The 22,183-nt window shown below is 74.2% G+C and carries 24 protein-coding genes; 21 read left to right on the top strand and 3 right to left on the bottom strand.

What is annotated here, in order from left to right; translation table 11 throughout:
* The 19 genes from ACR807_RS25085 to ACR807_RS25175 form a co-directional block, all read left to right on the top strand.
* Positions 1-482 (top strand): alpha/beta fold hydrolase (locus ACR807_RS25085; protein ID WP_438923856.1); only part of this gene is annotated, 482 nt, incomplete at its 5' end.
* A complete protein-coding gene (gene mshA / locus ACR807_RS25090) occupies positions 479-1,732 on the top strand; it encodes a D-inositol-3-phosphate glycosyltransferase (RefSeq protein WP_438923857.1) in 1,254 nt (417 codons plus the stop codon). The genes ACR807_RS25085 and mshA, both read left to right, overlap by 4 nt.
* Positions 1,729-2,223: a type III secretion system chaperone family protein gene (locus tag ACR807_RS25095; protein WP_438923858.1), complete on the top strand. Its 495-nt coding sequence runs from the start codon at positions 1,729-1,731 to the stop codon at positions 2,221-2,223. Before mshA ends, ACR807_RS25095 begins: the two co-directional genes overlap by 4 nt.
* A 69-nt stretch (positions 2,224-2,292) precedes the next feature.
* Positions 2,293-3,201 carry a DUF4349 domain-containing protein gene (locus ACR807_RS25100; protein WP_438923859.1) on the top strand — a complete coding sequence of 303 codons (909 nt, stop codon included), beginning with the start codon at positions 2,293-2,295 and terminating at the stop codon, positions 3,199-3,201.
* 417 nt (positions 3,202-3,618) lie between these two features.
* Positions 3,619-5,184, top strand: coding sequence for a 4-coumarate--CoA ligase family protein (locus tag ACR807_RS25105; protein ID WP_438923860.1), 1,566 nt, complete (start codon positions 3,619-3,621; stop codon positions 5,182-5,184).
* Positions 5,185-5,435: 251 nt separating this feature from the next.
* Entirely contained in the window at positions 5,436-5,678 is a 243-nt protein-coding gene (locus ACR807_RS25110; RefSeq protein WP_438923861.1) for a hypothetical protein, read from the top strand.
* Between the two features lie 129 nt (positions 5,679-5,807).
* Positions 5,808-6,554 (top strand): phosphoglyceromutase, encoded by a 747-nt coding sequence (locus tag ACR807_RS25115; protein ID WP_438923862.1) that lies wholly within the window; start codon positions 5,808-5,810, stop codon positions 6,552-6,554.
* Positions 6,555-6,845: 291 nt separating this feature from the next.
* Positions 6,846-8,060 carry a sensor histidine kinase gene (locus tag ACR807_RS25120; RefSeq protein WP_438923863.1) on the top strand — a complete coding sequence of 405 codons (1,215 nt, stop codon included), beginning with the start codon at positions 6,846-6,848 and terminating at the stop codon, positions 8,058-8,060.
* Positions 8,057-8,737, top strand: coding sequence for a response regulator (locus ACR807_RS25125; protein ID WP_438923864.1), 681 nt, complete (start codon positions 8,057-8,059; stop codon positions 8,735-8,737). The genes ACR807_RS25120 and ACR807_RS25125 overlap by 4 nt, the downstream gene beginning before the upstream one ends.
* A 27-nt stretch (positions 8,738-8,764) precedes the next feature.
* Positions 8,765-9,775 (top strand): Ppx/GppA phosphatase family protein, encoded by a 1,011-nt coding sequence (locus ACR807_RS25130; RefSeq protein WP_438923865.1) that lies wholly within the window; start codon positions 8,765-8,767, stop codon positions 9,773-9,775.
* On the top strand, positions 9,775-11,088 hold the full coding sequence (locus ACR807_RS25135) for an Rv0497 family membrane protein (protein WP_438923866.1): 1,314 nt from the start codon (positions 9,775-9,777) through the stop codon (positions 11,086-11,088). The genes ACR807_RS25130 and ACR807_RS25135 overlap by 1 nt, the downstream gene beginning before the upstream one ends.
* A complete protein-coding gene (locus tag ACR807_RS25140) occupies positions 11,085-11,870 on the top strand; it encodes a sugar phosphate isomerase/epimerase family protein (protein ID WP_438923867.1) in 786 nt (261 codons plus the stop codon). Before ACR807_RS25135 ends, ACR807_RS25140 begins: the two co-directional genes overlap by 4 nt.
* A 25-nt stretch (positions 11,871-11,895) precedes the next feature.
* Positions 11,896-12,777, top strand: a complete 882-nt coding sequence (locus ACR807_RS25145) for a proline dehydrogenase family protein (RefSeq protein ID WP_438923868.1) — start codon at positions 11,896-11,898, stop codon at positions 12,775-12,777.
* 8 nt (positions 12,778-12,785) lie between these two features.
* Positions 12,786-13,592: a thioesterase family protein gene (locus tag ACR807_RS25150; RefSeq protein ID WP_438923869.1), complete on the top strand. Its 807-nt coding sequence runs from the start codon at positions 12,786-12,788 to the stop codon at positions 13,590-13,592.
* A 56-nt stretch (positions 13,593-13,648) separates the two neighbouring features.
* The gene (gene proC / locus ACR807_RS25155) at positions 13,649-14,461 is read left to right on the top strand and encodes a pyrroline-5-carboxylate reductase (RefSeq protein WP_438923870.1); all 813 of its coding nucleotides are present in this window, start codon (positions 13,649-13,651) and stop codon (positions 14,459-14,461) included.
* Positions 14,462-14,581: 120 nt separating this feature from the next.
* Positions 14,582-14,785: a helix-turn-helix domain-containing protein gene (locus ACR807_RS25160; protein WP_438923871.1), complete on the top strand. Its 204-nt coding sequence runs from the start codon at positions 14,582-14,584 to the stop codon at positions 14,783-14,785.
* A gap of 128 nt (positions 14,786-14,913) precedes the next feature.
* Positions 14,914-15,015, top strand: a complete 102-nt coding sequence (locus ACR807_RS25165; RefSeq protein WP_015105422.1) for a 30S ribosomal protein bS22 — start codon at positions 14,914-14,916, stop codon at positions 15,013-15,015.
* 206 nt (positions 15,016-15,221) lie between these two features.
* A complete protein-coding gene (locus tag ACR807_RS25170; protein ID WP_438923872.1) occupies positions 15,222-16,259 on the top strand; it encodes an NAD-dependent epimerase/dehydratase family protein in 1,038 nt (345 codons plus the stop codon).
* 29 nt (positions 16,260-16,288) lie between these two features.
* The gene (locus ACR807_RS25175) at positions 16,289-17,245 is read left to right on the top strand and encodes a lysophospholipid acyltransferase family protein (RefSeq protein ID WP_438923873.1); all 957 of its coding nucleotides are present in this window, start codon (positions 16,289-16,291) and stop codon (positions 17,243-17,245) included.
* 107 nt (positions 17,246-17,352) lie between these two features.
* Here the strand turns inward: ACR807_RS25175 and ACR807_RS25180 are convergent, their stop codons facing one another.
* The 3 genes from ACR807_RS25180 to ACR807_RS25190 form a co-directional block, all read right to left on the bottom strand.
* Positions 17,353-18,243 (bottom strand): HAD family hydrolase, encoded by an 891-nt coding sequence (locus tag ACR807_RS25180; RefSeq protein ID WP_438923874.1) that lies wholly within the window; start codon positions 18,241-18,243, stop codon positions 17,353-17,355.
* Positions 18,244-18,282: 39 nt separating this feature from the next.
* Positions 18,283-19,437, bottom strand: coding sequence for a DUF5667 domain-containing protein (locus ACR807_RS25185; RefSeq protein ID WP_438923875.1), 1,155 nt, complete (start codon positions 19,435-19,437; stop codon positions 18,283-18,285).
* A gap of 83 nt (positions 19,438-19,520) precedes the next feature.
* Complete coding sequence (locus ACR807_RS25190) at positions 19,521-20,174, bottom strand: sigma-70 family RNA polymerase sigma factor (protein ID WP_438923876.1); 654 nt, start codon at positions 20,172-20,174, stop codon at positions 19,521-19,523.
* 171 nt (positions 20,175-20,345) lie between these two features.
* Here ACR807_RS25190 and ACR807_RS25195 point away from each other — a divergent pair, with 171 nt between their 5' ends.
* Positions 20,346-21,815 carry an AMP-binding protein gene (locus ACR807_RS25195; protein ID WP_438923877.1) on the top strand — a complete coding sequence of 490 codons (1,470 nt, stop codon included), beginning with the start codon at positions 20,346-20,348 and terminating at the stop codon, positions 21,813-21,815.
* Between the two features lie 47 nt (positions 21,816-21,862).
* Positions 21,863-22,099, top strand: a complete 237-nt coding sequence (locus ACR807_RS25200; RefSeq protein WP_306743781.1) for a glutaredoxin family protein — start codon at positions 21,863-21,865, stop codon at positions 22,097-22,099.
* Positions 22,100-22,183: the final 84 nt, after the last annotated feature.

Below are 22,183 nucleotides of genomic sequence, written 5' to 3' on the forward strand. Positions count from 1 at the left end.
CGGGCTCGCCTCCCCCGGGAAGCTCCCGGACGACGGGGTTGTTGGCACAGGTCGTGGTGACAACTCTCCTCGGCGCCGAAGGCGTGCGACCCCCGGTCCGCGAACCCGGACCGGGGACCGCCCCGGCGCCGGCCGTGCCCGCGCCGGCGCGGTCCTGCCGGGACCAGGCCCCCGACCTGCCCGGCGAGCCGGCGCGACGCCCGATCGGCGCGGTGCCGCGCGTCCCGCCGCGGGTGCGCCGCGGGCCGTTCCGGCGTGACGTGGGCGGCACCGCCGTGTGGAAGGGCCCCGACGAGCCGACACTGGTGGTGCACGGCACCGCCGACGAGGTGGTCGACCCGGCCGCCGGGGAGCACGCGGCGGCCCTGATCCCCGGAGCCGACTTGCGCCGCTACGACCGCACCGGCCACGCGCCGTCCCCGCACCGCCCCGAGCGCCTCGCCGACGACCCGGCGGGCCCCGTCGCGGGGGTGGCCCGGTGAGGCGGGTGGCCGTGCTCTCCGTGCACACCTCGCCGCTGGAGCAGCCCGGCACGGGCGACGCGGGCGGCATGAACGTCTACATCGTGCAGACCGCCACGCGCATGGCCCGGCGCGGCATCGAGGTCGAGATCTTCACCCGCGCCACGTCGTCCGAGCTGCCGCCGGTCGCCGAGCTGGCGCCCGGCGTGAAGGTGCGGCACGTCGTCGCCGGCCCGTTCGAGGGCCTGGGCAAGGAGGAGCTGCCCGGCCAGCTGTGCGCGTTCACCGCGGGCGTGCTGCGGGCCGAGGCGCGGCACGAACCCGGCTACTACGACGTCGTGCACTCGCACTACTGGCTGTCCGGGCAGGTCGGCTGGCTCGCCCGGGAGCGCTGGGCGGTGCCGCTGGTGCACACCGCGCACACCCTGGCCAAGGTGAAGAACCTGGCGCTCGCCGACGACGACGCCCCCGAGCCGCGGATGCGCGTGATCGGCGAGGAGCAGGTCGTCGCCGAGGCCGACCGGCTGGTCGCCAACACCGAGGTGGAGGCCGCCGAGCTGGTGGACCTCTACGACGCCGACCCGGGCAAGGTGCTGGTCGTGCCGCCGGGCGTGGACCTGGAGCGGTTCACGCCGGGGGACTCCGCCGCCGCCCGCGCCGCGCTCGGCCTGCCGCAGGACGCCGTGGTGCTCGCGTTCGTCGGCCGCATCCAGCCGCTCAAGGCGCCGGACGTGCTGGTGCGCGCCGCCGCCGAGATGGTGGCGCTGGACCCGGCGCTGCGGGCGCGGCTGGTGGTGCTCGTGGTCGGCGGGCCGTCCGGCTCGGGCATGAGGACGCCCGACGAGCTGGTGCGCCTCGCGGCCGAGCTGGGCGTGTCCGACGTGGTGCGGTTCCTGCCGCCGCAGGCCGGGCCGTCGCTGGCCCTGGTGTACCGGGCGGCGGACGTGGTGGCCGTGCCCAGCCACAACGAGTCGTTCGGCTTGGTCGCCCTGGAGGCGCAGGCGTGCGGCACGCCCGTCGTGGCGGCGGCCGTCGGCGGGCTGCCGGTGGCGGTGCGCGACGGCGTGTCCGGCGTCCTGGTCGACGGGCACGACCCGGGCCGGTGGGCGCGCGCCCTGTCCGACGTCGCCCTGCACCCCGGCCGCCGCGAGGAGCTGGCCGGGCAGGCGGTCGGCCACGCACGCCGGTTCTCCTGGGACCGGACGACTGAATCACTCCTGGCCGGGTACGCCGAGGCCGGGGACGTGTTCCGCGAGGAGGTCTTCGCTTGAGCCCGACGACGAGCCTGGACGAGGTCATCACGTCCGCGCTGGACGACCGCGAGCTGCGCTACGAGCACAAGGAGCCCGGGAAGTTCTTCGTCACCCTGCCGGGGACGAAGAAGCTCCAGACCAACTGCTGGCTCGTGGCGGGCAGGCACGCGCTCGTCGTGGAGGCGTTCGTGTGCCGCAAGCCGGACGAGGCGCACGAGGACGTGTACCGGTTCCTGCTGCGCCGCAACGCGAAGCTCTACGGCGTGCACTACACGATCGACACGACCGGCGACATCTACCTGGTGGGCCGGATCGCGCACCACGCCGTGACGGCCGACGAGCTGGACCGCGTGCTCGGGCAGGTGGTGGAGGCCGCGGACGGCGACTTCAACACCCTGCTGGAGATCGGGTTCGCCGGGGCCATCCAGCGGGAGTGGGACTGGCGGGTGTCGCGCGGCGAGTCGCTGGCCAACCTCCAGGCGTTCCGGCACCTGGTGTCCGAATCGTGATCGCCCCCGCGCAACTGGGCTGATCCCGCGCACCGTCCACCCGGTGAGCTTCGACACCGGGAGGGGTAGATGGGCAGACGGGTGGGGTGGGTGCCGGTCGCGTTCGCGGCGCTGGCGCTGGCGGGGTGCGCCGCGAACACGTCGGACTCGGCGTCGACACCGGCGCGGGAGCAGGTGGCCGGCGCGCCGCAGGAGGGCGCGCTGAAGGGCAAGGCGGGTCCTGACCAGGGTCAGCCGCAGGGCCAGGGGCAACCGCAGGGACAGGGGCAACCGCAGGGACAGGGGCAGTCGCAGCCGGGCGGTACGCCGGTCGTCGACAGCCGGCAGCTCGTGCGCACCGCCTCCGTGGACCTGCGGGCCGCGGACGTCGAGGGCGCGCTGTCCCGCGTGAAGGACGTGGCGCTCGGCGCGGGCGGGTTCTCGTCGCAGGAGAACGCCCAGCTCACGCGCGCCTCGGTGACGCTGGAGGTGCCCGTCGAGGAGCTGGACCGGGTGCTGCGGGGGATCGGCGAGGTCGAGGGCGTCGAGGTGGTCCGCCGCGAGGTGCGCACCGAGGACGTCACCGAGCAGGTCGTGGACGTCGAGGCGCGGCTGGCCAACCAGCGGGCGAGCGTGGAGCGGGTGCGGGCGCTGCTCGACCGGGCCGGGTCCACCTCGGAGATCACCGGCATCGAGGCCGAGCTGACCGAGCGGCAGTCCGAGCTGGAGTCGTTGCAGCGCCGGTACGACGCGCTGAAGGGCCGGGTCGCGCTGTCGACGCTGACCGTCTCGATCACGTCGCGGGACGCGCCGGTCGCCGCGGCGGAGGACCCCGGGTTCCTCGACGCGCTCGACGGGGGCTGGGGCGCGCTGGTGACCACCGTCGGCTGGCTGCTCGTCGTGCTGGGGGCCGTGCTGCCGTTCGCGGTGGTGCTGGGCGTGCCCGCGTTCGGCTACCTGTGGTGGCGCCGGCGCCGGAAGGCCGCCGTCACCCCGTAGGGCGGCCGGCTGAGCGTTCCCTGGCGGAAATTCTACTGAGAGTGGCATTGCCCCGCGGGGAGCGCGGGGCGGCTTGGGAGAGAGGGGGAGTCGCGAGTCAAGCCGCCCCGCGTCAGTCCCCGCTGCGGTGGAACCGGGCAGGGGGGAGCCCGAAGTTCCAAGCGGGCCGCGGTTCGACGGGGGGATCGGACACCGCGGTGGTGCCGCACGGGCCGTCGGAGTGCGTGGGAGCCGACCCGTGGAGCCCTGCCAACTTGGCAGATCCGCGGTGATGACCACAAGGCCCCGCGTTACTCCGTTCGAGTGTTATTAGCGGAATTAAGTAACGCTGGCTCGTGTACGCCCCGTGTCTTGACCACCGGTGTGGCTTGGCTCACGATGGCGGGATCATCGCCCCTGTACGAATGAGGCAGCCGCATGGTCTTCCGCAGTCCGTTCCCCGATGTCGAGGTCCCGGACGTCACGCTGCACGAGCTGTTGTTCGCCGACCTCGGCGACCGGGCCGACCGGGTCGCGCTGGTCGACGGCACGTCCGGCGCGTCGCTGACCTACGCGCAGCTCGCCGGGGCGGTCGACCGCCTCGCGGCGGCCCTCGCCGAGCGCGGCATCGGCAAGGGCGACGTGGTCGGCATCCTCAGCCCGAACACCCCGTACTACGCGGTCGTGTTCCACGGCGTGCTGCGGGCCGGTGCGACCGCCACCACGATCAACGCCCTCTACACCGCGGACGAGGTGGCCCACCAGCTGTCCGACGCGGGCGCGAAGATGCTGTTCACCGTCTCGGCGCTGCTGCCGAACGCGGCGCCCGGCGCGGAGAAGGCCGGCGTCGCCGACGTGGTCCTCCTCGACGCCGCCGACGGCTACCCGAGCCTGGCGTCCCTGCTCGGCACCGCGGCCCCCACGCCGGTCGTCGCCCTCGACCCGGCCGAGGACGTCGCCGTGCTGCCGTACTCGTCGGGCACGACGGGGCGGGCCAAGGGCGTCATGCTGACCCACCGCAACCTGGTGGCCAACATCGTCCAGTGCCGGCCGCTGCTGGAGGTCGGCGAGCACACGAAGATCCTGGCCGTGCTGCCGTTCTTCCACATCTACGGCATGCAGGTGCTGATGAACAACGGCCTGCACGTGGGCGCGACGGTCGTCACGATGCCGAGGTTCGACCTGCCGGAGTTCCTGCGCGTCATCCAGGACCACCGCACCGACCGCGTCTACATCGCCCCGCCGGTCGCCGTGGCGCTGGCCAAGCACCCGCTGGTCGACCAGTACGACCTGTCCGGCGTCGGCACGATCTTCTCCGGCGCCGCGCCGCTGGACGTCGACCTCGCCGCCGCCGTCGCCAAGCGCCTGGGCTGCCGCGTCTCGCAGGGCTACGGCATGACCGAGATGAGCCCGGTCAGCCACGCCATCCCGGACGGCCGCGACGACATCTCCGTCGGCACGGTCGGCGTCATCGCCCCGAACATGGAGTGCCGCTTCATCGACCCGGCCACCGGCGAGGACGTCGGCGTCGGCGAGCGCGGCGAGCTGTGGTGCCGCGGCCCGAACGTCATGAAGGGCTACCTGAACAACCCGGACGCCACCGCCGCCACCCTCGACGCCGACGGCTGGCTGCACACCGGCGACGTGGCCGTCATCGACGAGAACGGCCTGGTCAGCATCGTCGACCGGGTCAAGGAACTGATCAAGTACAAGGGCTACCAGGTGCCGCCGGCCGAGCTGGAGGCCCTGCTGCTCACCCACGAGTCCATCGCGGACGCGGCCGTCGTGGGCGTGCGCGACGAGGAGGGCGAGGAGGTGCCGAAGGCGTTCGTCGTGCTCCAGCCGGGCGCGTCGCTGGACGCGGCGGGGGTGATGTCCTTCGTGGCCGCCCACGTGGCGCCGCACAAGAAGGTGCGGGTGGTGGAGTTCATCGAGGCGATCCCCAAGTCGGCGGCGGGCAAGATCCTGCGCAAGGACCTGCGGGCGCGGGAAGCCGCCTCGTAGGGCGGACCCCCGGTCGGGGCCCCCGGTGCGATCGCGCCGGGGGCCTCTTCCGTTCCGGCGCCGTGTTCCCCGGGCGCCGTGTTCCCCGGGCGCCGTGTCCCCTGAGCGCCGTGTCCCCTGAGCGCCGTGTCCCCCGGCGGGGGGTGGTTGTCATCCGATGGTGTGGCTCCGGCGATTCGGGCCGCACCGGGACGGCGGGCGACCACGAACATGTCCGTGCAACTCGGCCCGACACCTTTGGAGACACACGCATGCGCATGATCGGGAAGCTGGCCCTCGCGGCCGGCGCCACGGCGGCCGTCCTGCTGGCGGCCCCCGCCGCCCACGCCGCCGACGCGGACGTGAAGGAAGTCGCCTCGTCGTCCCAGGAGGCCCAGCCGAAGCTCGGCGTGCCCCTCGTCGGCAACGTGCCGGTCGTGAACGAGGTGGCCGGCGGTGTGCTCGGCGGCCTGCTCGGCGGTACCGGCCTCGGTGGTACCGGCCTCGGCGGCTGACGCCGTGAGCGGTGTGGCGGGGCGGCAGGAGCGGCCGGGCCGCCGCACCGCACCGCCGGTGCTGCACCGATCAAGATCACACGCACCGCCGTCGTGAACAGGCACGGCGCATCTGGCAGGCTGACGGCCATGTCTGTCGGAACCCTGGTGCTGCTCCGCCACGGCGAGAGCGTGTGGAACGCGGAGAACCTGTTCACCGGCTGGGTGGACGTCCCCCTGTCGGAGAAGGGCGTGAAGGAGGCGACGCGCGGCGGTGTGCTGCTGCGCGAGGCCGGTGTGCTGCCCGAGGTGGTGCACACGTCCCTGCTGCGCCGCGCGATCGGCACCGCGAACCTGGCCCTCGACGCGGCCGACCGCCACTGGGTCCCGGTCAAGCGGGACTGGCGGCTCAACGAGCGCCACTACGGGGCGCTCCAGGGCAAGAACAAGAAGCAGACGCTGGAGGAGTTCGGCGAGGAGCAGTTCATGCTCTGGCGCCGCTCCTACGACACCCCGCCGCCGCCCATCGAGCCCGGCACCGAGTTCAGCCAGGACGCCGACCCGCGCTACGCGGACCTCGGCCCCGACCTGCCGCTCACCGAGTGCCTGCTGGACGTCGTGAAGCGGATGATCCCCTACTGGGAGTCGGCCGTCGTGCCCGACCTGCGCGCCGGGCGGACGGTCCTGGTCGCCGCGCACGGCAACTCGCTGCGCGCCCTGGTCAAGCACCTCGACGGCATCTCGGACGAGGACATCGCGGGCCTGAACATCCCGACCGGCATCCCGCTGCGCTACGACCTCGACGAGGACCTGAAGCCGGTCACCCGGGGCGGCACCTACCTCGACCCGGACGCGGCGGCGGACGCGATCAAGGCCGTGGCCAACCAGGGCCGGTAGCCCGCACCCGTTCGACCACGCGGCGGCGGCACGCGCGTCGGGGGACACCCCCCGGCCGCGTGCCGCCGCCGCGTCCGTTCGGCCCCCGGCACGTCCCCCACCCGTCACCCGGAGGAGGACTCCGCGTCGCCCGGTGTGCGCCTGTCCGAACAGGACCCGACTCAATTGGACACGATTGGGTGAACTGCGATCGACCTGCGGGAGAACATCGTTGCCGGCAGGTGTCGCGGGTGTCACGAACCACGCGCGCGCACTAGGCCGTACCGGGCCTGACCTGCTTACCATGCGCTTGTGACCGCATCGGGTTACCTCGTCCTGTCGATCGGCGCCCTGCTGATCGGCGGTGCCGCTTTTCTCGCCGGCCGGGCCACCGCCCGGCCCCGGGACAGCCGCCCCAAGGGCCTCACCGTCGCCGACCTCATGGCCATGGTCGTCCGCTCCTCCCACGACGGGATCGCCGTCCTCAACGGTTTCGGGGACGTCGTGCTGCACAACGCCCGCGCCGAGGAGCTGGGCGTCGTGCGCAACAACCGGGTGGACGACCGGGCCAGGCGGGCCGCCGCGCTCGCCCGCGAGAACGGCGGGGTCGTCGGCGTCGACCTGTCGTCGCTGGAGGTCATCAAGGGCCGCCAGCCGACCGCCGTGCACGCCGAGGTCAGGGTGCTCACCGAGGGGTTCGTCGTGGTCGACGCCTCCGACGAGTCGGAGGCCGTGCGGCTGGAGGCGACCCGCCGCGACTTCGTGGCGAACGTCAGCCACGAGCTGAAGACGCCGGTGGGCGCCCTGGCGCTGCTCGCCGAGGCGGTGCTGGACGCCTCCGACGACCGGGAGCAGGTCCGCCGGTTCAGCGCCAAGATCATGCAGGAGGCCACCCGGCTGGGCACCCTGGTCACCGAGCTGATCGCGCTGTCCCGCCTCCAGGGCGCGGAGCGGCTGCCGGAGCTCGGCCGGGTCGAGGTGGACGTCGTGATCAGCGAGGCGATGAGCCGCTCGAAGCTCTCCGCCGAGTCCGCGAACATCGAGGTCACCACGGACGAGCCCAGCGGCCTGGAGGTCGAGGGCGACCGGACGCTGCTCGTCACGGCGCTGAGCAACCTGCTGGAGAACGCGGTGGCGTACTCGCCGCCCGGCAGCCCGGTGTCGGTGAGCCGCAAGCTCGTGGACGGGTTCGTCGAGATCGCCGTGACCGACCGCGGCATCGGCATCGCCGAGGACCAGCAGACGCGGGTGTTCGAGCGCTTCTACCGCGTCGACAAGGCCCGGTCGCGCGCCACCGGCGGCACCGGCCTCGGTCTCGCGATCGTCAAGCACGTCGCCAACAACCACGGCGGCGAGGTGAAGCTGTGGAGCCTGCCCGGCACCGGCTCCACGTTCACCCTGCGCGTCCCGGCCCACCCGGACCAGGACGAGCCCACCAAGGACCTGACCGCGGGGGGACTCGACGGGCAGGCGCTGGCCACCCGCGTCCCCAGCGGCGCGGCCGGCAACGACGGAGGAGAGCTGTGACCAGGGTGCTCATCGTGGAGGACGAGGAGTCCTTCGCCGATCCGCTCGCCTTCCTGCTGCGCAAGGAGGGCTTCACCGCGGCCCTCGCGGCCACCGGGCCGGAGGCGCTGGAGGAGTTCGACCGCAACGGGGCCGACATCGTGCTGCTGGACCTCATGCTGCCCGGCATGAGCGGCACCGACGTGTGCAAGCAGCTGCGCGCCCGCAGCGCCGTGCCGGTGATCATGGTGACCGCGCGGGACAGCGAGATCGACAAGGTCGTCGGCCTGGAGCTGGGCGCGGACGACTACGTCACCAAGCCGTACTCGGCGCGCGAGCTGATCGCCCGCATCCGCGCGGTGCTGCGCCGCGGCGGCGAGAACGAGGAGCTGCTGCCGCAGGTCCTGGAGGCCGGCCCGGTGCGGATGGACGTCGAGCGGCACGTGGTGACCGTCGACGGCGGCGAGGTGAGCCTGCCGCTCAAGGAGTTCGACCTCCTGGAGTACCTGCTGCGCAACGTGGGACGGGTGTTGACCCGCGGCCAACTGATCGACCGGGTGTGGGGCGCCGACTACGTGGGCGACACGAAAACCCTGGACGTGCACGTCAAACGCCTGCGGTCGAAGATCGAGCCCGACCCGTCGACCCCGCGCCACCTCGTGACGGTGCGCGGACTGGGATACAAGTTCGAGTCCTGACCACCCCGACCGGGTACGGTGCACCGCGTGCGCCTCGGGGTGCTTGATGTCGGGTCCAACACCGTCCACCTCTTGGTGGTGGACGCTCATCGTGGTGCCCACCCGCAGCCGATGAGTTCGGAGAAGTCCGTGCTGCGCCTCGCGGAGCAGCTGGACGGCTCCGGCGACCTGTCGCGCGCGGGTGCGGACCAGCTGGTCCGCGCGGTGGCCGCGGCCAAGGCGACCGCGGCCGGTTTCGGCTGCGAGGACCTGATGGCGTTCGCCACGTCCGCGGTGCGCGAGGCGGGCAACTCGGCCGAGGTCCTGGAGCGCGTCCGCACCGAGACCGGCGTGGACCTCCAGGTCCTGTCGGGCGAGGACGAGGCGCGCTACACGTTCCTCGCGGTGCGCCGCTGGTACGGGTGGTCGGCGGGCCGGCTGCTGTGCCTGGACATCGGCGGCGGCTCGCTGGAGCTGGCGGTCGGCGTCGACGAGGCGCCCGAGGAGGCGTTCTCGGTGCCGCTGGGCGCGGGCCGGCTGACCCGGACGCGGTTCCGCAAGGACCCGCCGGCCAAGTCCGAGGTGCGCGACACCACCGAATGGCTGGCCGAGCAGCTGGCGCCGGTGGTGAAGAAGCTCAAGCGCGTCGGACCACCCGATCGGGTGGTTGCGACGTCAAAGACCTTTCGGACGCTGGCGCGGTTGACCGGTGCCGCGCCATCATCTGCCGGTCCGCGCGCCCGACGCGTGCTGACCGACGCCGGGCTGCGGCAGCTCATCGCGTTCATCTCCCGGATGTCCGCGACCGACCTCGCCGAGCTGGAAGGCGTGAGCCCCAGCCGGGCTCACCAGCTCGTGGCGGGCGCGCTGGTGGCGGAGGCCACGATGCGAGCCCTGTCACTCACCGAGCTGGAGATCTGCCCCTGGGCGCTGCGGGAAGGGGTCATCCTGCGACGGTTGGACCACACCAACGGCCTGGACCAGGACACCCCCGCGGAACGCACCCGCCGGACGGGTGACACTGGACGGACTGGCCGCCACGGGGCACGGTGGAGTTGATGAGTCGAGAGAGCGAGTCGGAGCAGACCCAGCGCACGGTCGCGGAGTTGCTCGCCCAGTACGGCGGGGGCTCCGGCGACGTGCAGCCGCGGCGGCGCCGCCGCCGTGCCGAGGACCCGACCGACACCGCCCCCCAGGCGATCATCGACCGGGTCAACTCGGACAGCGGCCGGCTGCTGCCGATCAGGGACGAACCCGAACCCCAGCCCCCGACGACCGTCACGCCCCCGGTCGCCGCGCCGCCCGCGCCGCCGCCGTTGCCGCAGCGCCAGCGGCAGCCGGACCCCGAGCTGGAGCGCACGGCCTACCAGCCGCCGGTCACCCCGCGCCCCGAGCCGGTCGCGCCGCGCCTGGACCCGCCGCGCTCGGACCCGCCGCGCCTGGACTCCCCGCGCCTGGATTCTCCGCGCCTGGACCCGCCGAAGCCCAAGAACGAGGGCTCCGGCCGCCGTCGCGCGCCCGACGTCGACCCGGCCGAGGAGACGCGCGTCGTCGCGCCGATCGTCGACGACTACGCGGGCGAGCCGGCCCGCCCCCTGCCCGTGCCGCCCCTGCCCGTGCCGCCGCCCGCGCAGTCGCCGGCCCCCGTGCCGCCGGCCGGACCGCCGCCCGGTCGGCCGGTGCCGATGGGCAAGCCGCCGGTCGCCGCGCCGGTCGCCGCGCCGCCGCGCGAACCGGTGACCGAGGTGATGCCGCGCATCACGGACAAGCTCACGCCGAACGTGCCGCTGGAGTCGCTGCCGACCGAGTCGGTGCTGATCGTGCCGCCCGCGCCGCCCAGGCTGCCGGAGCCGCTGCCCGACCAGAGCGCCGAGGACTGGTTCGGCGACGACGAGGACGACCCGCGCGGACCCAACGGCCCGCGCGGCCCCCGCGAGCAGGAGAGCACGGCCTTCCACCCCTACGTCGACCTCGACGAGGAGGACGGCGACGACTACCCGTCCGCGCCCCCGGCCCGCGGTCGCCGGTTCGAGGACGACGAGGAGCCCGCCGGGCTCACCGACGCCGCCGACGTCGACGACGAGGACGACCTCCCGCCGGGCGACCGGTCGGCCGGCAAGGAGTGGCTGGTCATGCTCGGGCAGCTCGCGGTCGGCGTCGTCGGCGGCGCCGCCCTGTGGCTGGGCTTCAACTACCTGTGGCGGACCCTCGCGCCCGCCGCGCTCGTCGTGGCGCTGGGTGTCACCATCGGTCTCGTGCTGATGGTGCGCAAGATCCGCCGGGCGGACGACCTCCAGACCACCGTGCTCGCCGTGCTGGTCGGCCTGATCGTGACGGTCTCGCCGGCGGCCATGCTGCTGGTGAAGTCTTGATCCCGGTCGGGCTGTCCACGGCCGCCGTGTGGCCGCAACCCGCGACCGCGGCGTTCGAGGCGGCGGCCGAGCTGGGCTACGACGGCGTCGAGGTCATGGTGTGGGCCGACCCGGTCAGCCAGGACGTGCACGCGCTGGAGCGGCTGTCCGAGCGCACGGGCGTGCCCGTGCTGGCCGTGCACGCGCCGTGCCTGCTCATCAGCCAGCGCGTGTGGTCGCCCGACCCGGCGGAGCGCCTGCGGCGCAGCGTGCGCGCGGCGGCCGACCTCGGCGCCCGCACCGTCGTGCTGCACCCGCCGTTCCTGTGGCAGAAGCGCTACGCCGAGGGCTTCGCCGACCTGGTGGCCGAGGAGGAGGACGCCTCCGGGGTCGCCATCGCCGTGGAGAACATGTTCCCGGTCCGCCGCCCCCTCGGTCGCGGCCGGTCGGTGCAGGTCACGGCGTTCCGCCCGTCGATCGACCCCACGGACGTGGGGCACCGCAACTACACCCTGGACCTGTCGCACGCCTCCGCCGCGCACACGGACGCCATGGAGATGGCCAAGCGCATGGGCGACAACCTGACCCACGTGCACCTGGCCGACGGCTCCGGGTTGCCGAAGGACGAGCACCTCGTGCCGGGCCGCGGCACGCAGCCGTGCGCCGAGCTGCTCGCCCACCTGGGCCGGACCGGTTTCACCGGGCAGGTAGTGCTGGAGGTCAACACCCGGCGCGCCAGGACCCCCGCCGAACGGGTCGAGATGCTCGCCGAGTCGCTGCTGTTCGCCCGGCTCCACCTGTGACTTCGCGGCGGCTACTGTCTTGATCGTGAACCCGTTGCGCACGTCGGTCCTGGCCGCCGCGGACAGCGACGCGCTGCGCCGGTTCGTCACGACCGCGCCCGTGAGCCGGGACGTGGTGCGCTGGTTCGTGGCGGGCGGGACCGCCGCCGACGCGGTCGACGTGACCGGTGAGCTGGTCGACCGCGGCCTGCGGGTCGCCCTGGACCACCCCGGCCCCGGCGGCGTGCGCCCCCTCCTGGAGCTGCCGGACCGGCTGCGCGCCGTGGGCCTGGCGGCGGACGCCGAGGTCGACGTGCGGCTGTCGTCCCTCGACGGGTCCCCGGACGACGCCCTCGACCAGGTCGCGCGCGTGTGCGCCGCCGCCGAGCGGGCCGGGACCTCGGTCACCCTCGACCCGGGGGACCTCGACGTCGACGCGGCGCTGCGCCTGCTCGCCGAGCTGCGCCGCACGTGGCCGGGCACGGGGGTCGTGCTGCGGGCGTGCCTGCGGCGCACCCCCGACGACTGCCGCGCCCTCGCCGACACCCGCGTGCGGCTGCGCGGGGGCGTCGGTGACGGGTCGCCGGCGGCGTTCGGCGACCCGCACGAGGTCGCCCTGAACTACGTGCGCTGCGCCAACGCCCTGCTCGCGGGCGCCGGCCGCCCGGTGTTCGCCACCCACGACCCGAGGCTGGTGGAGGTCGTCGGCGAGCGGGCCAAGTGGTACGGCCGCCCGCCCGAGGGCTTCGAGTACCTGGTGCGCCACGGCGTCCGCCCCGCCGGGCAGGCGCGCCTCGCGGCCGAGGGGCACGTCGTGCGCGTCCACGTGCCGTTCGGCGGCGGGTGGTACGGCCACCTGGCGCGTCGGCTGGCCGAGCGCCCGGCCGACGTCGCGTCCTTCCTGCGCTCGCTGGTCGGCCGTTCGTGAGGAGCCCCGTGCCGTTCTCGACAGCCAGTGCCGTCCGCCCCCTCGGCGACGGCACGTACACCGCCGGCCTGTCCGCCGAGTGGACGGTCGGCCCCAAGCCGCACGGCGGGTTCCTGCTCGCCCTGGTGGCCCGTGCGGCGGTGCACGCGGCCGGCGCCGCCGTGCCGGGCGCCGAGGGCCTCGCGCCGCTGTCGGTGAGCGCCCAGTTCCTGCGCGCCCCCGAGGTGGGGCCGGTGCTGATCAGGACCGACGTGCGCAAGGCCGGGCGCACGGCGACCGTGGTGACGGCGGTGCTGGAGCAGCGCGGGCGCGGGTGCGTCGAGGCGTCGGTGACCGTCGGCCGCATGCCGACCGCCCGGCCCGAGTACACCGACCTGCCGGACATGCCCGCCGTGCCGCCCGCGAACTCGGTCGACCTGGCGTCCCTGGGCCCCGGCGGCGTCTACAAGCTCGGCTCGGTGTGCGACGTGCGGCTCGACCAGGAGGGGGCGGGCTTCCTCAACGGCCGCACCGGCGACCCGCTGGTGCTGCGGCTGTGGGCCAGGCCGCACGGCGAGCGCCCCGACCCGTACTTCGCGCTGGTGGCGGGCGACATCTCGATGCCGGTCACGTTCAACCTCGGTCGGTTCGGCTGGTCGCCCACGGTCCAGCTGACGGCCCTGCTGCGCGCCGACCCGGCGCCGGGCTGGCTGCGGATGAGGGTGTCGTGCAGCGCGGTCCACGGCCAGTGGTTCGACGAGGACGCGGTGGTGATCGACTCGACGGGCCGCCTGGTGTGCCAGGCGCGGCAGCTGGCCCTGACCCCGGCGGGCTGACGGCGGGCCCCGGGCGGCCGGGTTCGGGGTTGCCCGCGCGTGGCAGGCTGGGCGCCATGACGACGATCGCCGTGCTGGGCGCCGGCAAGATCGGGGAGGCGCTGCTCTCCGGCCTGCTCCAGGGTGGCCGCAAGGCCGACGAGCTGCTGTTCACCGAGAAGCACCCGGACCGGGCCGCCGCGCTCACCGCGCAGTACGGGGTCGAGGCGCTGGACGTGGCCGCCGCCGCGCGCCGGGCCGACGTGCTCGTGGTCGCGGTCAAGCCGCAGGACATCGAACCGCTGCTGGACGAGCTGGCCCCGGCCCTCACCCCCGGCACGCTGGTCGTGTCGCTGTGCGCGGGCCTGCCGACCTCGCTGTTCGAGCGCCGGCTGCCCGACAGCACGCCGGTGGTCCGGGTCATGCCCAACACGCCCATGGTGGTCGGCGAGGCCATGAGCGCGGTCTCCGCGGGCCGCTACGCCACCGGTGAGCACCTCGACCTCGTCGAGGAGCTGCTGAGCACCGTCGGCCGGGTCGCCCGCGTCCCGGAGAGCCAGCAGGACGCCGTGACCGCGCTGTCCGGCTCCGGCCCCGCGTACTTCTTCTACCTGGTCGAGGCCATGATCGACGCGGGCATCCTGCTGGGCATCCCGCGCGACCTCGCGAGCAGCCTGATCATCCAGTCCGCCGTCGGCGCGGCCACCATGCTGAGCCAGGGCGGGCAGCACCCGACGATCCTGCGCGAGGCCGTCACGTCGCCCGCGGGCACCACGATCATGGCCATCCGGGAGCTGGAGCGGCACGGCGTGCGCGCGGCCATGCTGGCGGCCCTGGAGGCCGCGCGCGACCGTTCGGTGGAGCTGGGACGCGCCCACGAGGCGGACTGATCCCGCCATTGGCCGTCGCACCAGTCCCACCTGTCCCGTTACCCTCAGGGCAGCACGTGCGTGTCGAACCGTCGGTGGGGAAGCCGACGGCACGACGCGTGTCGAAGGACGCGGTGATCCATGCCTGCGGAGGAGAACGCGCTCGGCCAAGTCAAGTTCCTGACGGTCGCCGAGGTCGCGCTAGTGATGCGCGTGTCGAAGATGACGGTGTACCGGCTGGTGCACTCGGGAGAGCTCACCGCGGTGCGGGTGGGCAAGTCGTTCAGGGTGCCGGAAAAAGCGGTCGACGAGTACCTGCGGAACGCCTACTTCGACGCCGGGTGAAGGGCCGTGCCGGCGGCCGGGTAAACTCATAGGCCGTTCGTGCCTGGTGTCGGCGCGCCCACTTGACGGGTGTCTCCACCGGCGCGTGGAGACAGACAACCGACGTCGAGAAGTGAAGAGGGACCCGCATGGGCTCGGTCATCAAGAAGCGCCGCAAGCGCATGTCGAAGAAGAAGCACCGCAAGCTGCTTCGCAAGACGCGGGTGCAGCGCAGGAAGCGCGGCAAGTAACCCCTGCGGGTTCTCGGACACCGCCGGCCCCGGCCTCGTGCCGCGGGACCGGCGGTGTCGCCGTTCCCGGGGCCCCGCGTCACCCCGCCGTTCGGGTGAATCGCGGGGGAGCTCCGGTGAGCTGCGTCAAGGTGCCGCCCCGCCGGCGGTCGCGCCGCGCGGAACGGGACTAGCATCGTCGCCAGTCCCCCCGCAGATGGAGTCGCATGGCGCCCAAGGTCGTCCTCGTCACCGGATGCAGCCGCTTCCTCGGCGGCCACCTCGCCGCGCGCTTCGCGGCGAACCCGGACGTCGAGCGCGTGCTCGGCGTGGACACCGAGCCGCCCCCGCGCGACGTGCTGCGCCGCATGGGGCGTGCGGAGTTCGTGCGGGCCGACATCCGCAACCCGCTCATCGCGAAGGTCATCGCCACCGCGCAGGTCGACACGGTCGTCCACGCGTCGGTGACCGCGAACCCGGCCGGGCCGACCGGCCGCACCGCGATGAAGGAGATGAACGTCATCGGCACGATGCAGCTGCTGGCCGCGTGCCAGAAGTCGCCGCACGTGCGCAAGCTCGTCGTGAAGTCGACCAGCGCGGTGTACGGGTCCAGCTCGCGCGACCCGGCGGTGTTCACCGAGGACATGGGCCCCAAGGACCTGCCGTCCAGCGGGTACGCGAAGGACGCGGTCGAGGTCGAGGGCTACGTGCGCGGCTTCTCGCGCCGCCGCCCGGACGTGTCGGTCACGTCGCTGCGCTTCACGAACTTCATCGGCCCGCGCATCGACACGGTGCTGACCAGGTACTTCGCCCTGCCGGTGGTGCCGACGGTGCTCGGCTACGACGCGCGGGTGCAGCTGCTGCACTCCGAGGACGCCCTGGCGGTCCTGGAGCGCGCGACCCTGCACGACCTGCCCGGCGTCTACAACGTGGGCGGTGACGGCGTGCTGCTGCTCTCGCAGGCCATCCGGCGGGCCGGGCGGGTGAACCTGCGCGTGCCGAGCCCGGCGGTGCCCTCGGTGGGGCGGCTGTTCCGCGGCGCGCGGCTGGTGGACTTCTCCCCGGACCAGATGAGGTTCCTCAACTGGGGCCGGGTGGTGGACACGACGCTGCTGAAGACCGAGTTCGGCTTCACGCCGCGGTGGACCACCCAGCAGGCGTTCGACGACTACGTGAGCGGCCGCGCGCTGTCGCCGCTCATCGACCCGGAGCTGGTGGCGGCGGTCGAGCGCGGTGTGCTCGACGTGGCCGCGAGGTTCCGCTGACGGCCGGTTCGGCCGGAGAGGAGGCGGGTGTGGCGGAGGCGCGGGTCATCCCCCTGCACGGCGCGGAGCGGGCCGGCCGGCGACCGGGCGGCCCGGGAGCGGGTGGCACGGTGACGCCGCTGCCCACGCCGGGGCAGCGGCCGGCGGACTGGGAGCGGCGGCTGGCGGACCTGCTGGCCTTCGCGCGCCGCCGCGTCCAGGGCGACTACCGGGTCGACGAGTTCGGCTTCGACCGCGACCTGACCGACACGCTGCTCATGCCGCCGCTGAGGCCGCTGTACGAGAAGTGGTTCCGGGTGGAGCCGCTCGGCCTGCACAACGTGCCCGCCGAGGGCGGCGCGCTGATCGTCGCCAACCACTCCGGCACGCTGCCGCTGGACGCGCTGATGACGGCGTTCGCCCTGCGCAACGACCACCCGAAGCACCGGCACCTGCGGATGCTCGGCGCGGACCTGGTGTTCAGGACGCCCGTGCTGGGCGCGCTGGCGCGCAAGTCCGGCCAGACGCTGGCGTGCAACCCGGACGCCGAGCGGCTGCTGACCTCCGGCGAGCTGGTCGGCGTGTGGCCCGAGGGGTTCAAGGGCATCGGCAAGCCGTTCAAGGACCGCTACAAGCTCCAGCGGTTCGGGCGCGGCGGGTTCGTGTCGGCGGCGCTGAACACGGGCGTGCCGATCATCCCCTGCTCGATCGTGGGCGCCGAGGAGATCTACCCCAAGATCGGTGACATCAAGGCGCTGGCCAGGCTGTTCGGGTTCCCCTACTTCCCGGTGACGCCGTTCTTCCCGCTGCTGGGGCCGCTGGGCGCGATCCCGCTGCCGTCGAAGTGGTACATCGAGTTCGGCGAGCCGATCCGCACCGACGTGCACGGCGCGCAGGCGGCGGACGACCCGATGCTGGTGTTCAACCTGACCGACCAGGTGCGCGAGACGATCCAGCAGACCCTCTACCGGCTGCTCACCCAGCGCCGGAACGTGTTCCTGGGCTGACCGCGGCCTCCCGCGGCGGCGCCTCCCGCGGTGGCGGCCCCTCAGCGCAGGCGGCGGCCGGCAGCGGCGGCGGTCCCGCGACGGGCGGCCCCTGGACGGGCGGCCCTTCAGCGCAGGCGGCGGCGGTAGGCCATGGTGGCGGCCACCGCGCCGGCGAGCGCGCCCGCGCCCAGCACGGAGGGGACGCCGATCTTCGCGGCCTTGCGGCCGGTGCGGAAGTCGCGGATCTCCCAGCCCCGCTTGCGGGCGGTCTCGCGCAGGCCCGAGTCCGGGTTCACGGCCACCGCGGTGCCGACGACCGACAGCATCGGCACGTCGTTGACCGAGTCCGAGTAGGCGGTGCAGCGGCGCAGGTCCAGGCCCTCCTTGGCGGCCAGGGCGCGCACGGCGTGCGCCTTGGCCCGGCCGTGCAGGAGGTCGCCGACCAGCCGGCCCGTGTAGACGCCGTCGGAGCTCTCGGAGACCGTGCCGAGGGCGCCGGTGAGGCCGAGCCTGCGGGCGATGATCTGGGCCAGCTCGACCGGCGTGGCGGTGACCAGCCACACCCGCTGGCCGGCGTCCAGGTGCATCTGGGCCAGCGCCTGCGTGCCGGTCCAGATCCGGTCGGCCATCAGCTCGTCGTAGATCTCCTCGCCGAGGGAGACGATCTCGGCGACCGACCGGCCCGCGACGAACGACAGCGCCTGCTCCCGCGACGCCGCCACGCTCTGCGGGTCCTCCCGGCCGCCCACCCGGAACTTCAGCTGCTGCCAGGCGAAGCCCGCGAGGTCGGAGTTCTTGAAGTACTTGCGGGCCGCCAGGCCGCGGGCGAAGTGGAAGATCGACGCGCCCATCATCATGGTGTTGTCGACGTCGAAGAAGGCGGCGGCGGTGAGGTCGGTGGACGCGCTCCCCGCCGGGTCGACGACCGCCAGCGCCGCTTCGGCCGACGCCTCGCCGGCCAGCGCGGCGAGCCTCTCCCGCTCGGCCGAACCCTCCACCACACGCCTTTTCGCCACGTCAGCGCCTCCCGCGGTCCGATGGGGACAGGGTAGCGATCAGCCGCCCAGGCCGGGCAGCGGCAGCGACGGGATCGTCAGGGTGGGCAGCGGCAGCAGCGGACCGGGCGTGGTGGTGACCGGCGGGACGGGCACCGGCGGCGCGGGCGCGGTCGGCACGCCGCCCGGCGCGGGGGGCTCGACGCCCGTCGGCTCCGGCCGGGTCCCGGTGCCGGTACCGGTGCCGGTGCCGGTGCCGGGCAGGCCGCCGGGCGCGGTGGGCACGACGACCGCCGTGGACCCCGGCGCGGTCGGCGTGACCGTCGTGGGCGCGGTGGGGTCGGCCGGGGCGGGTGACGCGGCGCAGTCGTCCTGGGCGGGCAGCGGACCCACCTGGTCGACCTGGTCCGACGCGACCGCCCCGCACGACCCGCGGTCGCGCAGCGCGGTCGCGCGCTCGGCGATCCGGTCGAGCAGGTCCCGAGACCCGTCGGCGCGCGCTGCGGCGTCGGCGGGCAGCGACGCCCGCAGCCCGTCGAGCCGCCGCGCCTGGGACAGCGCCCAGTCGCGGAGCCCGTCGAGCGCGCCCCGGTCCGAGTCCGCGCCGAGCGCGGTCAGCACGCGGGAACCGGCCGCGGCGTCGGCGTCGAAGTCGGCCAGCGCGGTCAGGTACGCCCCGAGCGGCCCGCCGCCGGACTCGCGGTAGCGCTCGACGAGCGTCTCCACCTCGTCCAGGCGCGCGGTGGCGAACTCCAGGCGCTTGTAGCCCTTCGGCTGCTCGCCGAAGGTGAGGCCGAGGGAGGCGGACTCGGCGGTCCGCTTCACCCCGTACAGGGCGTCGCCGGGCAGCGCGTCGCGGCTGAGCAGCAGGCTCATCCCGGCGAGCGAGAACAGCAGGCACAGCGCGGCGGCGAGCGCGACCGCTAATCGCCCGCGCGCCCCGGTGCGGTGCGGGCGGACGAGGTCGACCTTGGTGGGCGGCGGCGGGCTCGCGCCGAGGACGCGCTCGCGCATCCTCGCCCTGGTCTCGGCGTCCGGCCCGGAGGTGGCTGCGGCTTTCCGCAACAGCGCCACGACGGCCAGCTCGTCGGCGAACGCGTCGTCCGCGTCCTCCGCACCGTCCGGCCCGGCTTCCCCGGGGTGCGCGTCGACCGCGCGGGCGAACTGCTCGCGCTGCCTGTGACGCCACAACGGCGTGATCCCTCTGCCCACCATCCCGCACCGTTTCGAACGATCCTGCACCGGCTAACGAACCGGGCGGTCCCGGGGTTACGCACGTCCGGGCGGCGCGACGGCGGTCACCGCAGCCAGCTCGGCAGCAGTTGGGCCAACCGGCGCACCGCCCGGTGTTGCAGGGCCTTGACGGCGCCTTCGTTGCGGCCCATCCTCGCGGCCGTCTCCGCGACGGACAAGCCCTGGATGAAGCGCAGGGTGATGCATTCCCGCTGGTCGTCACCCAGCTGGGCGACGCAGCGGAGCAGTTCGGCGTTGGCCGCGCCGGTCAGCACCTCCTGCTCCGGGCCGTCGGCGACCTCGCGGTTGTCGGTCAGCTCGGCCGTGGTGACCTCCAGCCGGTAGCGGCTGGACTTCACGTGGTCGAAGACGATGTTGCGGGCGATGGTGACGAACCACGCGCCGACGTCGCGGCCCTGGTAGCTGATCGAGCGGATGCTGCGCAGGGCGCGCAGGAACGTCTCGCTGGTGACGTCCTCGGCGAACGTGCGGTCGCCCACGCGGAACAGCACGTACCGGTACACGACGTCGACGTACCGGTCGTAGAGCGCGCCGAACGCGTCCGCGTCGCCGTCCTGCGCGGCCCGGACCAGGTTCCACGGCTCCTCGGCCGCGTCGCTCCCCACGCTCTCGATCGTGCTGGACTGCCCTCCCGAGCTCCACCTGGAGCGGAGTGTCCGGTTGGTTCGGACGGAGTTCTCGCGTGCCCGTGCGGTCATCGGCTCGCGGCACCTCCACAGAGTCGCCGTGCCGGCAGCATACGTGTTGTTACTCCGTAGTAGGTAGCGGCAAGTGGTCTCCAGCCCGCGGTGCGGAAGGCGGCACTGCGTGACGTCGCCCGCACGTGACAGACTGCGCTGAGGTACGCCGTGGTTCCCCAGGAGGTCGAGTTGGCAGCTTCCGCCCGCAACGTCGCCGACCTGGTTCGCGCCTCCGCGCACCGTGGACCCAAGCACGTCGCACTGGTCGATGTCACGACTGCGAACAGCCTCACCTGGGCGGAGTTCGACGCCGCCGTGGACGGTGAGGCGCACCGGTTGGTCCGAGCGGGCGTGGAGCCCGGCGACCGGGTGGTCGTGCGGATGCCCACCGGGCTCGCGTTCTGCGTCGCCGTGTTCGGCGTGCTGCGCGCCGGCGGCGTCGTGGTGCCCGCCGCCCCCGGCCAGCCCGCCCGCGAGCTCGAACGCCTCGTGGCCGACAGCGGCGCGCGGCTGCTGATCGGCGACGGCGCCGGCGGCGACGCCGAGGTGCTGCCCGAGCCGACGCTGGAGCCGGGCGAGGAGTTCGCCGCGCGCGCCTCCGGCGAGGACCTGGCCGTCCTCGGCTACACCTCCGGCACGTCCGGTTCGCCGCGCGGCGCGATGCTGTCGCACCGGGCGCTGCTGGCGAACGTCGAGCAGTGCGCGTCGCTGCGCCCCGCCCCGGTCACCGCGGGCGACCGGGTGCTGCTCGCGCTGCCCCTCTTCCACGTCTACGGCCTCGGCCCCGGCCTGTTCCAGGTGGCGGGCGCGGGCGCGACGGCCGTGCTGCTGGAGCGCTTCGACCCCGACCTGGCGCTCACCGCGATCCGCGAGCACCGGGTGACCACGCTCGTCGGCGTGCCCCCGATGTACGCGGCGATCCTGGCCCAGCCCGTCGAGCGGCTGCGCGAGGACCTGGCGACGGTCCGCCTGTTCACCTCCGGCGCCGCGCCGCTCGCGCCCGGCGTGCTCGACGCCGTGCGCCGCGCGGTCGGCCTGCCCGTCTACGAGGGCTACGGCCTCACCGAGACCGGTCCCGTGCTCACCAGCACCCTCGCCGGCGGGACGCCCAAGCCCGGCTCGGTCGGCCGCGCGCTGCCCGGCGTGCAGGTGCGGCTGGTCGACACCGACGGCCGCCCGCTCGACCAGGACGAGGACGAGCCCGGCACCGGCCTGGTCGCCGCGAAGGGCGACAACCTGTTCAGCGGCTACTGGCCGGACGGCGCGCACGGCCCGGACGCCGACGGCTGGTTCCGCACCGGCGACGTCGGCTACCTCGACGAGGACGGCGACCTGCACCTCGTGGACCGGGCGGGCGACCTGATCATCGTCAACGGGTTCAACGTCTACCCGCACGAGGTCGAGCAGGTGCTGCGCGAGCTGGCCGGCGTGGCCGAGGCGGCGGCGGTCGGCGTGCCCGACGAGCGCACCGGCGAGTCGGTGAAGGTCGTGCTGGTGCTCGCCGAGGGCGCCGAGCTGACCGAGGACGACGTGCGGGAGCACTGCGCGGCGCACCTGGCCAAGTTCAAGGTGCCGACCGCCGTGGAGTTCGCCGAGGCCCTGCCGCACTCGCCCACGGGGAAGCTGGCGCGGGCCCGGCTGCGGCTGCCCCAGACCTGACGGCCCTCGACCCGGGGGCCCGACCCGGTGGCCCTAACCTGGGCGCCGTGAGCCACCACGTCACGTTGATGAGCCGGGTCGACTGCCACGCCTGCGAGCGGGCCAGGGCGGACCTGGAGCGGATCTGCGGCGAGCTGGGCGTGCCGTGGGACGTCCAGGACGTCGACGCGGACCGCGAGCTGCGCGCCGAGTACGGCGACCGGGTGCCGGTGATCCTGGTCGACGGCGAGGAGCACGGGTACTGGTCGGTCGAGGAGGACCGGCTGCGCGCCGCCCTCGCCTGACCCCGGCCCGGCCCGACCCGGTCCGGTTGTCGGCGGGTCCGATTACCGACCGCTTACGGATTCGGTGAACCGGTCGGGCGCGGG

Source organism: Saccharothrix sabaoui, assembly GCF_051756985.1.
Classification (GTDB): domain Bacteria; phylum Actinomycetota; class Actinomycetes; order Mycobacteriales; family Pseudonocardiaceae; genus Actinosynnema.

Bases quoted from the DNA above. Each gene is read 5' to 3' on its own strand.
- ACR807_RS25100 (WP_438923859.1), top strand. From the start codon at position 2,293: ATGGGCAGACGGGTGGGGTGGGTGCCGGTCGCGTTCGCGGCGCTGGCG.
- ACR807_RS25105 (WP_438923860.1), top strand. From the start codon at position 3,619: ATGGTCTTCCGCAGTCCGTTCCCCGATGTCGAGGTCCCGGACGTCACG.
- ACR807_RS25110 (WP_438923861.1), top strand. From the start codon at position 5,436: ATGCGCATGATCGGGAAGCTGGCCCTCGCGGCCGGCGCCACGGCGGCC.
- ACR807_RS25115 (WP_438923862.1), top strand. From the start codon at position 5,808: ATGTCTGTCGGAACCCTGGTGCTGCTCCGCCACGGCGAGAGCGTGTGG.
- ACR807_RS25135 (WP_438923866.1), top strand. From the start codon at position 9,775: ATGAGTCGAGAGAGCGAGTCGGAGCAGACCCAGCGCACGGTCGCGGAG.
- proC (WP_438923870.1), top strand. From the start codon at position 13,649: ATGACGACGATCGCCGTGCTGGGCGCCGGCAAGATCGGGGAGGCGCTG.
- ACR807_RS25160 (WP_438923871.1), top strand. From the start codon at position 14,582: ATGCCTGCGGAGGAGAACGCGCTCGGCCAAGTCAAGTTCCTGACGGTC.
- ACR807_RS25165 (WP_015105422.1), top strand. From the start codon at position 14,914: ATGGGCTCGGTCATCAAGAAGCGCCGCAAGCGCATGTCGAAGAAGAAG.
- ACR807_RS25170 (WP_438923872.1), top strand. From the start codon at position 15,222: ATGGCGCCCAAGGTCGTCCTCGTCACCGGATGCAGCCGCTTCCTCGGC.
- ACR807_RS25185 (WP_438923875.1), bottom strand. From the start codon at position 19,437: ATGGTGGGCAGAGGGATCACGCCGTTGTGGCGTCACAGGCAGCGCGAG.
- ACR807_RS25190 (WP_438923876.1), bottom strand. From the start codon at position 20,174: ATGACCGCACGGGCACGCGAGAACTCCGTCCGAACCAACCGGACACTC.